Source organism: Gardnerella sp. CCPDSM, assembly GCF_056754715.1.
On sequence record NZ_JBQEQO010000004.1, the window covers coordinates 11,868 to 25,485 of the forward strand.

A 13,618-nucleotide genomic window follows, 5' to 3' on the forward strand; every position below is an offset into this window, starting at 1 on the left:
GGTCGCAAATACTAGAAATAGTAAAAAGCAACAAAAGCTATGAAGCTGTAAAGCTGTAAAAGCCAAAAGCCGCAAAAATAAAGACTAAAGTCGCAAAAAATAAGGATTACAACCGAAAGGCAAGGCGTAAACATGAACGTTACTGTGTTGGGTGCTGGAGCTTGGGGAACTGCATTTGGACAGGTGCTTGCGGACGCAGGAAATAAAGTAACGATGTGGGCAATCGAGCCGGAAATCGTCGAAGGAATTCGCGACCATCATCATAACGCAGTGCGCTTGCCAAGCGTAGAAAAATTGCCGGAAAATATGACGGCAACTGGGGATCGCGCTGAGGCTGTGGCGAACGCGGATATTGTAGTCGTGGCGATTGCAGCACAGTTTGCGCGCATTGCTTTAGCAGAATTCGTGGGTTTGATTCCACAAAATGCGATTGTTGTTTCGCTTATGAAAGGCATTGAGCGCACAACAGGCAAGCGCATGGACGAAGTTGTGTGCGAGGCATTGAACTTACCGCGCAACCGTTTCGCTGCACTTTCCGGACCAAACTTAAGCAAGGAAGTTGCATCTCGCCATCCGGCTGCAGCAGTAGTTGCTTGCGCAGAAAAGCATCAGGCAGAAGTAGTTGCAAAAGCTTGCTCAAACAGCTACTTTAAAGCATTCGTGTCAACAGACGTAATCGGCGTAGAAATGTGCGGCTCGCTTAAAAACGTGGTTGCGCTCGCAGTTGGAATGGCTCGAGGCGCAGGATACGGCGAGAACACGGCGGCTATGATTGAAACGCGCGGACTCGCAGAATTGACGGCTTTGGGAGTTGCAGAAGGCGCAGATTCGCGCACTTTTGCAGGTCTTGCAGGCTTTGGCGATTTAGTTGCAACTTGCGGATCGCCATTAAGCCGAAACTACACTTTCGGTGCAAATCTTGGAAAAGGCATGAGCGTTGAAGAAGCAACCGCCGTAAGCAATGGCGTTGCAGAAGGCGTGCCAACCACAAGCGCAGTAGTTGCAATGGGTAAGCGTTTGGGTGTTGCAACTCCGCTCGCAAGCGCAATGGCTCGCGTGCTGGAAGAAGGAATCTCCTGCCAAGAAATGCTTGCAATGCTTTTCGATGAAGACGTTTGCGAAGAGTAAAAGCAAAACGTTTTTGAAAATAATCCGGAATAATCGAAAATAACTAAAAATAATCCGGAATAATTAAAAATAATCCGGAATAATTAAAAATCTAAAATAATCAAAAATAAAATATATAAAGGAAAAAAATGACGAAAAAGCGTGTAGTGTTCTTGTATGGCGGTAAAGCAGACGAACATTCGATTTCTTGCATATCTGCTGCTGGAGTGCTCAGTGCTGTAGACGAAAGTCGATTTGAGATTTTGCGAATTGCAATCACAAAGCAAGGCGAGTGGATTGTTGGTGGCGAAGATCCGCGCAACTTCCGCATGGACGAAGGCGAGCTGCCGGTAATCACAAAAACCGCGGAAACGCGCGATGTTGTGCTTGACCCAGCAAAGGGAGCCGACGGATTCTTAGTGCGCGAAGCTGACGGTACGCTTACAAGTTTGGGTCATATTGACGCAGTTTTCCCAGTTCTTCACGGCCCAAACGGCGAAGACGGCACTTTGCAAGGTTTGCTAGAAATGATGCAAGTTCCGTACGTTGGTTGCGGAGTGCTGGCTTCGGCTGCGTGCATGGATAAGTATTACGCAAAGCAACTTTTTAAGGCTGCCGGAATTAATGTTGCTCCTGGAATTGCACTGGACGCGCGCAAGTTTGCAAGCGATTCGGCAAACAATTTTGCTGCGTACGCAAACGAAATTCTTGCGCAAGTAGAAGTTGCAAAACTCGAGTATCCGCTTTTTGTAAAGCCAAGCCGAGCAGGGTCTAGTTTTGGAGTTACAAAAGTTGAATCGTGCGACGCTAAAGCTTTAGCAGAAGCCGTTTTTGAAGCTTCGAAGCACGATTGGCGAGTGTTGATAGAGCAGGGAATTGACGCGCGAGAGATTGAGTGCGCGGTTCTTGCAGCTCACGACGGCGACGAGCCTCAGGCAAGCTGGCCTGGAGAAGTTGTGCTCGACAAGCGCGAGGCTGGTGAAGACCAGTTCTACGATTTTGACAGCAAATACATGGATTCTGCGGCTTCACACGTGGAAGTTCCAGCGAACTTGCCAGCGGAAACTTTAGAGCGCGTGCGCAAAACTGCGCTTGCAGCGTTCAAAGCTGTAGACGGACGTGGGCTTAGTCGCGTGGATTCTTTCGTAACTAAAGACGGGCGCGTAATTCTTAACGAAATCAACACAATGCCTGGATTTACGCCAATCTCCATGTATCCAAAAGCGTGGGAAGCAACCGGAATAAGCTACAGTGATTTAATCACAAAGCTTATTGAAGGAGTGCTGAAGTAAGTAAATCTGGCGCGGAATAAGCGAAATAAGCGCAGAATAATAGAAATATTCGCGAAAGTAATTTCGAAAATAACAAAAAGGAACAGGTATGCAAGATTTGCAAGATTTGCAACATGACGATACGTATTTAATGGCACGCAAACGCCAAGGAACTGTTGGCATGTCATTATGCCTGCTGCTGGTTGTGTGGATTGCTATAGCGTACGCGCTCGGCATATGCTACTCGCTATTTATGCCTAAAAATGTAATCAGCAATTCGCTCGGCACAATGCTAATTTCGGATATTTCGCAATATTTAGTAGCGCTTCCAATAGCGATACTTGTTATGCGCAAAGTGCCTATTGTTGAAACCAAACAATTCACAATGAAATTGCGTCAATTTGGCGGATTCTTCGCAGTAAGCATACCAATTATGTACGTTGGAAACTTCATTGGAATTGCTTTAGCGCTACTTCTTACTGCCGGAAAAGCCGAAAATCGAGTTTCCGACATCGTTGCTTCCGGAGATTTGTGGGAAACAATTTTATTCGTGGTAATTATTGCGCCGATTATGGAAGAATGGCTTTTTAGGAAGCAAATACTTGGACGTTTGCGCGTGTACGGCGAAAAGCGAGCTATTGTATTCTCGGCGCTTGTGTTTGCGCTATTCCATATGAATATTTTCCAATTCTTCTACGCTTTTGGGCTTGGTCTTGTTTTTGGATACATGTACGTGCGTACGTCTAAATTGCGCTACAGCATTTTGCTGCACATGCTGGTGAATTTCCAAGGAAGCGTTGTTGCGCTGTGGCTGGAAAAGCAGCTGGTGGATGCAAGCGGAAATATGATAGACATCGATAAGCTTACGAATCAGGAATTGTCGAAAATGCCAATCGGTTTCGTGCTAGCTGGAATTTACGGAATGTTTATGCTTGCAATGCTTGTGATTGGCATAGTTTTGCTGGTTCGCCGCCGCAAGTATTTGGTATTCTTTAACGCACCAAACGAGCTTTCTAAAAAAGACGGGCGCAAATCGCTTTACGGAAGCATTGGAGTAATAGCATTTTTGATTATTTCTATAATGATGAATGTGCTGATGCTGTTTTCGTGATTTCGTGATTGTGTGATTGCGTGGTTGCGTGGTTGCGTGGTTGCGCAAAAATAAGACGCGCGCAAAATAAAATATAAATAAATCCAAGACTTATAGGGAGGCGAAGACTATGCCAAGCGAACAATCAACTAACAAAACTATTCGCGTAGGACTACTGGGCGCTGGAACTGTTGGATCGCAAACAGCGCGATTAATAGTTGAGCAGCGAGACGAGCTTGCTGCAAGAACCGGTGCTGTGATTGAGCTTGCTGGCGTTGCATGTTTGCGTCCGGAAGAAGTTGACGCGCCTTGGATTGATCGCGATTTGCTAACTACGGATACGGCTGCGTTGTGCGAGCGCGAGGATGTGGACGTTGTAGTCGAGCTTATTGGCGGACTTGAGCCGGCACATACTTTCGTAAAAAGCGCGCTGAACCACGGAAAATCTGTTGTAACTGCAAACAAAGCGCTGCTTGCAAAATTTGGTCCGGAATTGTACGAATGCGCGCAAAATCACGGAGTCGACTTGTATTTTGAGGCGGCAGTGGCAGGCGCGATTCCTATTGTTCGTCCGCTTCGAGAATCGCTTATTGGCGACGAAATTACGCAAATTTTCGGAATCGTAAATGGCACTACCAACTATATTCTTGACGAAATGACAGTGCGCGGCCTTGATTTTGACTCGGCTTTGCGCGCGGCTCAAGAAAAGGGCTACGCTGAAGCGGATCCAACCGGAGATGTGGAAGGATTCGACGCAGCGAATAAGGCTGCTATTTTGGCAACTTTAGCTTTCCAAATGCCAGTAAGTATTGACGACGTTTCTGTTGAGGGAATTAGCGCGATTGGCTCCGAAGATATTGCGGCGGCGAGTGCGGAAAAGCGCGTGATTAAGCTGCTTGCGGCGGTTGAGAAGCATGGTGACGGTGGCGACGACGACGGAAACGGCGTAAGCGTTAGCGTGTATCCGGCGCTTGTTGGCGCGGAGCATCCTTTGGCATCTGTGCATGGCAGTTTTAATGCGGTGTTTGTGAAGGCGAAGGCTGCCGACGATTTGATGTTCTATGGTCGCGGTGCCGGCGGCGCTCCGACTGCCAGCGCTGTTGTGGGAGATGTTGTGTGCGCTGCGCGAAATATTGTGCGCGGATGTGCCGGTTTTGCTGTGCCAATGTACAACAAGTATGTGCCGGCTGCGAGCGAGCAGACTTGCGCAGATTTTGTGGTGCGTTGCAATATGGAAGACACTTCTTTGGCTTTGCGCGGCGAAGTGATGGACGTTTTTGAGCATCACGGCGTTGCGGCTGAGCGTTTGGCTTCGGCGTGTGAGGCGGAATATGCGAAAAATGGAGGCGAAGGCGACTGCCCTGCTTGCGGTCTTGGCGGGCCTGGAAGTATGCGCGTACTTTTGCGCGAATGTGCAGAATCTGAAGTTAAATCTATTTGCGAAGATTTGCAATCGTTGGACGTTGTGCTAGGTAAGCCGCTTGCTTTGCGCGTAATTAAGTAGCGTGGAAGTAGTGTGGAAGTAGCGCGGAAGTAGCAAATAAGCAAGTAGCAAATAAGTAAGCAAGTAATTAAATAAGCAGCAATCAAATAAACAAGTAATCAAGTAGCGCTTAATCAAATATCAATTAATTAAGTAGGTAGATTGTATGAAGCCAGTATGCAACAAAGTATCAGTTAAAGTGCCGGCAACCAGCGCAAATCTGGGATCTGGTTTCGACACTGCCGGAATCGCGCTTGAGTACTTCGATTATTTGACTTTTACTTTAGGCGATGAAATTTTTGCTACGGAAACGGATGCGGAAAAATCGGCTCTAGAAAAAGCGGCTCTAGAAAAATCTGCTCTAGAAAAGTCGCCGAATGTGCGAGTGGTTATTCACGGCGAAGGCGAGGACACGCTTCCAAAAGACGAAACGCACCTAGTTGTGTCAACTTTCCGAAAAGCGTGCAAAATTTTTGGTCTGCCAAACTTGCGATTCACTTTGGAGGCGCGTAATCAAATTCCGCAAGCGCGCGGAATGGGATCTTCTGCAGAGGCGATTGTTGCTGCGGTGGCGGCTGCTTGGACTTTTGCGCACGAAGGCGAGCTTAATCGCGAAGCAATTTTTGAGATTGCGGCCGCGATTGAGGGGCATCCGGATAACGTGGCTCCTGCGGTTTTTGGCGGATTGACAATGAGTTGGAAGCTTGATGCGGGCGAGGGCAAAGGTTCCGTGCGCGTGGCTGGAGAAGATGCGTCGGGGCGCGCGGAAGAGCCGCTTTGTGCAGGTTTTCACACTGTGCGTTACGAAGTTGCGAAAGATATTTCCGTGTCGGTATTTGTGCCTAATTTCGAGCTTTCTACAGAGCTTGCAAGGCGCGCGCTTCCGGCAAATGTGCCTTATGGGGATGCGATATTTAACGTTTCGCGCGCTGCGATGCTTCCGGTTGCGTTTGGGATGTTTGGAGCGGATGCTGCGGAATTTAATGCTGTGAAATCAAATCTTTCTCGAAATGCGCTACTTTTTGCAGCAACTCAAGACGCACTTCATCAAACGTATCGCGCAAGTCTTATGCAGGATTCGTGGGATTTGGTGGAAGCGTTGCGCGATGCTGGTTTTGCGGCTGCTATTTCGGGAGCCGGCTCTTGCGTTGCTGTATTCCATGCCGGAAATAGCGCAGTCGCGGACGCGCAAATCGATAAAATTGCGGAGCAGTGGCTTTCGCGCGACGGATGGCGCGTTTTGCACGTGCCGGTTGATTCTACGGGCGTTACAATAACTCGCGAATAGGTTGTGCGAAATGCTCACGAATTATCAAGTCAATAAATTGTGGTACAATTAGTCAATGGCTATTAGATTTGATCCCAAATCTGCATACAAACATTTCGATGAAGATCATCTAAATGAGGAAGAGATACGAAAAGCTATGGCTAAGCCTATATGGTTTGCCTTAGTTAATCCTAATGATGTGTCAAATCCGCCTAGTTCAAAAGGAACAGTTGTTGCGCTGGTTATATGTTTAAGACATCCGGGTGCATGGCAAGATGATTTAATCGAGGTACTTGCGAGGCCACAAGGTAAAGATTTTCTTGTGTTTCACGTAGAGCATTTAACTGATAAATGGTTTAAATATTGGAAAAAGTGGAGCAAATGAGGTGATTTACATGGATATTTATGAGAATTTAGCTGATGAAAATGTGTCTGCTCCAAACAATCCTCCTGTAATGCAATTCTCTGGCGAAGAAGCTGCAAAAATTATGCAAACTCTGCTTTCTGAAGATTCCAATGCAAGCGAAATATTTGCATCCTTATCTGGACCAGGAAGACCAAATTCAAAAGAAAAGCGTGAAAGCAGTGTTCAAGAGCGTTTTCGTGTACCTAAATCTTGGAGCGAATATATTTCTCGCGCCGCTAAAAGAGATGGCATGCCAAATAAAAGTAAGTATTTGCAATCTTTGATTTTGAGAGACGCTCAGATGCATAATGAGCAATGCCAACTGCAAGCGGCGTTGCAATAACTCGCGAATAGGTTGTGCGAAAGATAAAAGGAAGAGTAAGGTATGGCAGTTACGTTGATTTTGGCTTCAAAGTCGCCTGCGCGTAGGGCTGTTTTGGCGGCGGCCGGCGTGATTCCTGTGATTCACGAGAGCGAAGTGGATGAGCCGGCGGCTTTGCGCGATGCGGCCGGGGAACGCGGCACAAGCGTTGAGGAGCTGAGCGCTGAGCAGCGCGTTTCGATTTTGGCTCGTGCGAAGGCTTCTGCCGTGTATGACGCGTGGAAGCGTGTGGCGGATGCGGCTGCTTCGGCTAGCGGCGATTTGGTTGTGGGGTATCCGCTGGAAGCGGAAAGTGCTACGGATGCTTCTGAATCTTCTGAATCTTCTGAATCTTCTGAATCTTCTACTAATAACGCTCTAGCAAGCGACTCCCAAGCAGACGTAACGCATAACGTAGATACCGCGCAAACCCGCGATTTTTCAGGCGTAACTGTACCTACAAAAACTTTCGACATTCACAATTTTGATCATCTAAATAAATCTTCTAACAATTGCAACAGCGTACTAATCGTTGGATGCGATTCAATGTTCCTGCTCGACGGCGAATGCTACGGCAAGCCGCACACTCCCGAAGTGGCTGTAGCGCGAATCAAGCAAATGAGCGGAAAAACTGGGCAATTGTGGACGGGCCACTGCTTAATAGACGCAAAAACCGGAAAAATCGTGTGCAAAACAAGCCATGCGAGCGTAACTTTTGCGCATATGAGCGACGCGGAAATTCGCGCTTATGTAGAAACTGGCGAGCCGCTGGAAGTTGCAGGATCCTTTACGCTAGAAGGCTTTGGCGGAGCTTTTATTGAGGGAATTCAGGGAGATCCGCACGGAGTTCTTGGAATCAGCTTGCCGCTTCTTCGCAATATGGTTGCCGAGCTTGGGTATGCGTGGCCGGATTTGTGGAATAAGAATACTGTGGAGGAAGATTGCGCGAAGGATGATCCGGCTTGTGCGGAGGTGCCTAAGGAAAACGTGCATCAGCCGGGGGATGGCTGGGTGCATTGCGATTGCGGGCGCAGGCATTGGGGGCATAACGGCGCGGCTGGCGTGCTGCTTGCTAGGCGAGATGAGGAGACCGGGCGCGTGACGCATGTTGTGATGCAACATCGCGCGCTTTGGAGTGCGGAGGGCGGTACTTGGGGTATTCCGGGCGGCGCGATTTCCGACGGCGAAAGCGCAATTGAGGGCGCGCTGCGCGAGTCGTTTGAGGAGGCGAATATTACTTCGCAAGACATTGATGTTGTGGGAGCGTACTGCGAGAATCACGGAAACTGGTGCTACACAACGGTTTTTGCGTTTGAGAAGCCGGGGCATAGGGTTGAGCCTTGCGCGCACGACGACGAAAGCATGGAGATTAAGTGGGTGCCGATTGACGATGTGCAGAAGCTGAAGCTGCTGACGGCGATGCGCACGGATTGGCCGTCTTTCCGCGCGCGGCTTGATGGGCTGGCTGCGCGACGATCTGCTTGAGTGCAGCGGTTTGGAGACATTGGTGCAGTTGCCGTACTGCGGAAACATTTGCCGGGAAATTATGTGGCGGCAGAAAGCGTGCAGGGAATTAGCCCAAGATTGCGGCGACTATGGCTATGCAAATCGGGCTGGTGACTGTAGAAAAGAGTATGCCGTCGCGCGCAAAACTTAAGCCAACGCCGTAGCGAGCAGCATAATTGTAAACGTTCTGGCCTGTCGGAAGCGCCGCAAGCACAACGCAAGCGTACAAAGTCGCACCACGAAAACCCATCACAAAGTAAGCTAGCAAAAACGCAACAATCGGCATAATCAAATTTTTCAGCACCGCAACCGTCGCAATCGCAGCACGATTCGAATCCTTCTGCAACGGCTTGCTGCCGTAAAGCGACATGCCGAAAGCCATCAAAATCATAGGAACCGCAGAATCGCCAATCATTTTAATCGGATCATACAAAAAATTCGGCACAGGAAAATAGCCAATTTTAGCCGAAATCGCCGAAATAATAATTCCGCCAAGAGATCCAATTAAAAGCGGCTGCTTCAAAGGCTGCTGAGCAATACGCTTAAGCGAGAATTTGCCGGTAGTCGTAATGTCGAGAACCGTCAAACCAACAGGCGTAAACACAGCCTGCTGCATAACCAAAATCGGCGCCACAAGCGCAGGATTTCCAAGAATATAAGTGGCAACCGGCAAGCCAATATTATTTGAATTTAAGTAAAGAGAATTCAGTGCGCCAATTGTGCAATCGGCCGCAGGAAGGTGGAAAAACATGCGGTTCAGCAATACGAACGCAACTCCAACAATCATCGCAGAAAAGAACGCAACAAAAATCGAGGAATGAAAAATCTCAAAAATAGGCTCTTTAGAAAGAATCGCGAACATTAAGCAAGGGCTGGAAACGAAGAAACTTACGCGATTTAGCACCATCTGCGCTTGAGAGCCGCCGATGCGAAGGCGAGCGGTAATATAGCCGGCGAGAATCACAATGCCGATTACGCAAAAGCCTTGCATAGCGCTGATTAAGCCCATTTCGTGCCTCCTAAATTCGCGATTTCGTGCGCAAATTAATTGCTTGCGAACCTATGCTGTAACTATAGGAGCGTTACGCAACTTTTTGAAGTGGAAGCGATTAAAACTTTACGTGCGTGTAAAGGAAATAACGGATGCGCGCTGGAAAGTAACTTTCGAAGCAGAAATGCGGCAGATTGATAAGCAGAAAGTGCAGTGACTTTCTAAGCTTAAGGGTTGTTAACTTTCGAAGCAGAATATTTGACTCGGCGATATGGCATACTAGAGAACGGTGGCACTGCAAGCCGCCGTGCAATCGATGGCGTCGATCCCCTCGTGAGTGTGTTCCGAGGCTGGCGTCCGCCGTCGCGCAACTAGACTTTGTAAAGAGCTTTGGGGTAGCTCGCTTGTGTGCGTGTTAATCTTGAGGCCAGGGAATGCGAGGCGATGCAGCGTCTCGTGAGGAGCATAGTGCCCAGAGTAATAAGAGAAAGCTTCAATGAATCTGAAGCTGAGGATAATAAAACTGCGTCTAAAGGCGTTTCTGAAGCTAGTAAGAATGAATCTAGTAAGAATGCAGATAGTAAGAATGTAGATAGTAAGAATGCGAATTTAGCAACGAATAAAAGCGTTAATAATGACGCAAAAAACGCAAATTCGTCTGATTCTTCGTCTGATTCTTCGTCGACTGTCGTTCGTCGTCGCCGTGGCCGTCGCGTAACTCGCGGTGCTGGAGCTGCCGGCGAGGCTATGGAATTAAAAGTTGAAGAGTCGCATTCTAAAGGCGTTGATACGCATACGGTTCAAGCGCGTCCGATTACTTCGCTTTTGTTCCAGGAGCCGGTAATTCCTGCACATGTGAATTCGCATGCGAATCGCGATGAAGTTTTGCGCGATTCTCAAGATGAGGATTCGCGAGATAGGGATTCGCGTGATAGGGATTCGCGCGATAGGGATTCTCGCGAAGATTCGCAAGGCAATTCGCGCAGCAATTCTCGATCTAACTCGCGCGGCAATTCGCGAAGCAACTCTCGTAATAACTCGCGCGGCAATTCCGGCGGTAGTTCGCGCGAAAATACGCGAAATAGCCGTGATTTTTCGCAAGATGATTTGCGAGATGATTCGCGAGATGATTTGCAAGACAATTCTCAAGATTTTTCGCAAGATAATTCGCAAGATAGCGAGCGCGAAAATACGCGAGATTCTCGCCGTCGCCATCGCAATCGAAATCGCGGAGACAACGAATTTAGCGAAAACAACAATCGTAACGAAAACAACGATCGTAACGAAATGGATGACGATTCGCAGCCGCGCAAACTCCAGCGTTCGCGCCGTTCTCGCAGGTTGAATGCTGTTGAGCGCAGAGCTGCTGCCGAAGTTGAGCAGATTGAAGAAGATCTTGCGTACGACGATATTGTTTACGCTCCAATCGATACGCGCATTGACGAAACGCTTGATGTTAGCGATATTATGGACGCGGATAACGGTGGCCGCCGCCGCGAAATGTCGCGAAATATTCTTGATGAAGATGAAGATGATGACGAGGGAATGATAACGCGTCGCCGTCGTCGCCGTCGCACTTCTAGAGCGGATCGCGATGATTTTTCGGATCGTGCGGATCGTGCGGATAGCGGTGATGATCGAGATGATGCTGATAATCGCGACGATCGCAACAATCTCGATAATCGCAATAATCGTACGAATCGCAATAGTCGCGCGGATCGCAATACAGATCGTGCAGATCGTGCGGACCGCAACGCAGATCGCTCAGATCGTTACGATAATCGCAACTATCGCAACGCATCAAGCAAAGAAAATCGCGATTATGACGATTTTGACGAGGAATTTGACTCTCGCATAAGGCGCGAAAATCTTGACGTAGTTTCGCAGGAAGATCGCGATTTAATTCCTGATCCGGACGAATTCCGTTCGAAGGATGAGGAAGAAACGCTGTACACGCGTCGTCGCCGTCGCCGCCGCTCTAAATCTTCGGAAGATTCGTATTCTTCGAGATCGCAGCAATCGCAGCAATCTCAGCAATCGTCTCGGTCTTCCCAACTTTCTAAATCGGACGCACAATCTGACTTATCTTTTGACGCTTACTCAAGTGACGACGACGATTCTTCTCGCCGCTCGCGCAAGCAGCAATATATAGACGAAATTACGGATATTGAAGGCTCTACAAGGCTTGAAGCAAAGCGCCAACGCCGCCGCGATAATCGCCGCGAGCGCGCGCGTCAAAGCTTAATTATGGAGCAGGATTTTCTTGCTCGCCGCGAAAATGTTGAGCGATTGATGGTTGTTCGCGAGCGCGATCGCCACACGCAAATTTCCGTTATTGAAGACAATATTCTTGTGGAGCACTACGTTTCCGATATTCAAGAAGTTGCAACCGTTGGAAATATTTATCTCGGTAGAATTCAAAACGTGCTGCCGAGTATGGAAGCTGCGTTCGTTGATATTGGCCAGGCTCGAAACGGCGTGCTTTACGCTGGCGAAGTCAACTGGGATACGACGCGCTTGGAAGGTCAGCCTCGAAGAATTGAGCTTGCTTTTAAGTCGGGCGACCCTGTGCTTGTGCAGGTTACGAAGGATCCGATTGGCCACAAGGGTGCGCGTTTGACTTCGCAAGTAACTCTTGCCGGGCGTTTCCTTGTGCTGGTACCTTCCGGCGGTATGACTGGCGTGAGCCGCAAGCTTTCCGACCGTGAGCGCTCGCGTTTGCGCGGAATTGTGGCGAAAATTGCTCCAAAAGATATGGGCATTATTATTCGTACCGCCGCTGAAGGCGCAAGCGAGGAAGCAATTGAGAAAGATCTCGAATCGCTTGTTAAGCAGTGGGATCGCATTGAAGCTAAGCGTCAGGAATATTTGCACGGAAAGCGCCCGAAGCTGCTTCAAGGCGAGCCGGATGTGGCAATTCGTGTTGTGCGCGATATTTTCAACGACGACTTCCAAAAGCTTATTGTTGAAGGCGAGGGAGTGCGTCAGCGCATTGACGAATATCTTGAAATGATGGCTCCAGATTTACGCAGTAAGGTCGAATATTGGGATCCTGCCGAGCATGAAGGCAAGGATGTGTTCGATAAGTGGCAAATTGACAGCCAGCTTCGTAAGGGCATGGAGCGTCAGGTTTATTTGCCGGCTGGCGGTTCGATTGTGATTGATCGCACGGAAGCAATGACGACTATTGACGTGAATACGGGTCGATTTATTGGCCGCGGTAAGTCTTTGGAAGAAACGGTTACGCGCTGTAATTTGGAGGCTTCCGAGGAGATTGCGCGACAGTTGCGTTTGCGCGATATTGGCGGCATGGTCATGATTGATTATGTTGATATGGTTATGCCGGCGAACCGCGATTTGGTGCTGCGTAGGTTGCTTGAGTGCTTGGCGCGCGATAGAACTAAGCATCAGGTTGCTGAAGTGACTTCGCTTGGTCTTGTGCAAATGACGCGTAAGCGCGTTGGACAGGGCTTGGTTGAGGCGTTTTCCGAGGAATGCCCAATGTGTAAGGGGCGCGGATTTATTTTGCACGATGAGCCGACTGTTTCTTCGGAATACGCAGATCCTTATGCGCTTAAGGGTGGCGATCCGTTTGTTAAGACAAATAAGTATGGTCACGGTAGCGCAACGGAGCAGCCTGCGCTGGTAAAGCAGGGTTCGAGTGCGGATGTGCGTGCTAAGTTGGCGCGTATTGCTGCGGCTTCTGCGATTAGTGAAACTGCGGGAAGTGCTGGAAGTGCTTTAGGTGCGGAAAGTGCCGGAAGTGATTTAATTGCGGAAAGTGATTTAAGTGCGGAAGAATCTATAGAATCTGCCGAATTTACGGAAGAATCTATAGAATCTGCCGATTCTACAGAAGAATTTTCTGCAATAACTGAAGAATTTACTAAAGATTCCGCAGAAGAATCGACTGAAGAATCAGCGGAAGGATTTACTGAAGAATCTTCTGAATCTACAGAATCTACAGAATCTACTTCTGAATCTTCCGAAAATTACGCAGAATAAGTACTTAAGTATAGGGCTTGAGTACAATGTTGACTATTGTCTGCATCGATTCATGCGCTAAGGTCTTGACGTTAGTACATGGGTGGGTGTAATTTTGATAGTCGGTGTCTTGCCGCGCGTGTTTTGCTGTG

Annotated in this window: 10 protein-coding genes; 9 read left to right on the forward strand and 1 reads right to left on the reverse strand. The window is 48.5% G+C overall.

Annotated elements, in window-relative coordinates:
• Positions 1-132 precede the first annotated feature (132 nt).
• The 8 genes from ACTJLE_RS03255 (at position 133) to ACTJLE_RS03290 (ending at position 8,470) form a co-directional block, all read left to right on the forward strand.
• Positions 133-1,128, forward strand: coding sequence for an NAD(P)H-dependent glycerol-3-phosphate dehydrogenase (locus tag ACTJLE_RS03255; RefSeq protein ID WP_119486950.1), 996 nt, complete (start codon positions 133-135; stop codon positions 1,126-1,128).
• Positions 1,129-1,256: 128 nt separating this feature from the next.
• Positions 1,257-2,399, forward strand: a complete 1,143-nt coding sequence (locus ACTJLE_RS03260; protein WP_481267408.1) for a D-alanine--D-alanine ligase family protein — start codon at positions 1,257-1,259, stop codon at positions 2,397-2,399.
• Between the two features lie 88 nt (positions 2,400-2,487).
• A complete protein-coding gene (locus ACTJLE_RS03265) occupies positions 2,488-3,489 on the forward strand; it encodes a CPBP family intramembrane glutamic endopeptidase (protein ID WP_481267409.1) in 1,002 nt (333 codons plus the stop codon).
• 109 nt (positions 3,490-3,598) lie between these two features.
• Positions 3,599-4,972, forward strand: coding sequence for a homoserine dehydrogenase (locus tag ACTJLE_RS03270; RefSeq protein WP_481267410.1), 1,374 nt, complete (start codon positions 3,599-3,601; stop codon positions 4,970-4,972).
• Positions 4,973-5,117: 145 nt separating this feature from the next.
• Positions 5,118-6,239, forward strand: coding sequence for a homoserine kinase (locus tag ACTJLE_RS03275; RefSeq protein WP_481267411.1), 1,122 nt, complete (start codon positions 5,118-5,120; stop codon positions 6,237-6,239).
• Between the two features lie 55 nt (positions 6,240-6,294).
• Positions 6,295-6,603, forward strand: a complete 309-nt coding sequence (locus ACTJLE_RS03280; protein ID WP_481267412.1) for a hypothetical protein — start codon at positions 6,295-6,297, stop codon at positions 6,601-6,603.
• 10 nt (positions 6,604-6,613) lie between these two features.
• Positions 6,614-6,967 carry a toxin-antitoxin system protein gene (locus tag ACTJLE_RS03285; RefSeq protein WP_481267413.1) on the forward strand — a complete coding sequence of 118 codons (354 nt, stop codon included), beginning with the start codon at positions 6,614-6,616 and terminating at the stop codon, positions 6,965-6,967.
• A 42-nt stretch (positions 6,968-7,009) separates the two neighbouring features.
• Entirely contained in the window at positions 7,010-8,470 is a 1,461-nt protein-coding gene (locus ACTJLE_RS03290; protein ID WP_481267414.1) for a Maf family nucleotide pyrophosphatase, read from the forward strand.
• A gap of 88 nt (positions 8,471-8,558) precedes the next feature.
• Here the strand turns inward: ACTJLE_RS03290 and ACTJLE_RS03295 are convergent, their stop codons facing one another.
• A complete protein-coding gene (locus ACTJLE_RS03295; RefSeq protein ID WP_481267415.1) occupies positions 8,559-9,500 on the reverse strand; it encodes an AEC family transporter in 942 nt (313 codons plus the stop codon).
• Between the two features lie 426 nt (positions 9,501-9,926).
• Here ACTJLE_RS03295 and ACTJLE_RS03300 point away from each other — a divergent pair, with 426 nt between their 5' ends.
• Positions 9,927-13,487: an Rne/Rng family ribonuclease gene (locus ACTJLE_RS03300; RefSeq protein ID WP_481267416.1), complete on the forward strand. Its 3,561-nt coding sequence runs from the start codon at positions 9,927-9,929 to the stop codon at positions 13,485-13,487.
• Positions 13,488-13,618: the final 131 nt, after the last annotated feature.

Coding starts and splice junctions, on each gene's coding strand:
- ACTJLE_RS03295 (WP_481267415.1), bottom strand. CDS start 9,500: ATGGGCTTAATCAGCGCTATGCAAGGCTTTTGCGTAATCGGCATTGTG.
- ACTJLE_RS03255 (WP_119486950.1), top strand. CDS start 133: ATGAACGTTACTGTGTTGGGTGCTGGAGCTTGGGGAACTGCATTTGGA.
- ACTJLE_RS03270 (WP_481267410.1), top strand. CDS start 3,599: ATGCCAAGCGAACAATCAACTAACAAAACTATTCGCGTAGGACTACTG.
- ACTJLE_RS03280 (WP_481267412.1), top strand. CDS start 6,295: ATGGCTATTAGATTTGATCCCAAATCTGCATACAAACATTTCGATGAA.
- ACTJLE_RS03265 (WP_481267409.1), top strand. CDS start 2,488: ATGCAAGATTTGCAAGATTTGCAACATGACGATACGTATTTAATGGCA.
- ACTJLE_RS03300 (WP_481267416.1), top strand. CDS start 9,927: ATGCAGCGTCTCGTGAGGAGCATAGTGCCCAGAGTAATAAGAGAAAGC.
- ACTJLE_RS03285 (WP_481267413.1), top strand. CDS start 6,614: ATGGATATTTATGAGAATTTAGCTGATGAAAATGTGTCTGCTCCAAAC.
- ACTJLE_RS03260 (WP_481267408.1), top strand. CDS start 1,257: ATGACGAAAAAGCGTGTAGTGTTCTTGTATGGCGGTAAAGCAGACGAA.
- ACTJLE_RS03275 (WP_481267411.1), top strand. CDS start 5,118: ATGAAGCCAGTATGCAACAAAGTATCAGTTAAAGTGCCGGCAACCAGC.
- ACTJLE_RS03290 (WP_481267414.1), top strand. CDS start 7,010: ATGGCAGTTACGTTGATTTTGGCTTCAAAGTCGCCTGCGCGTAGGGCT.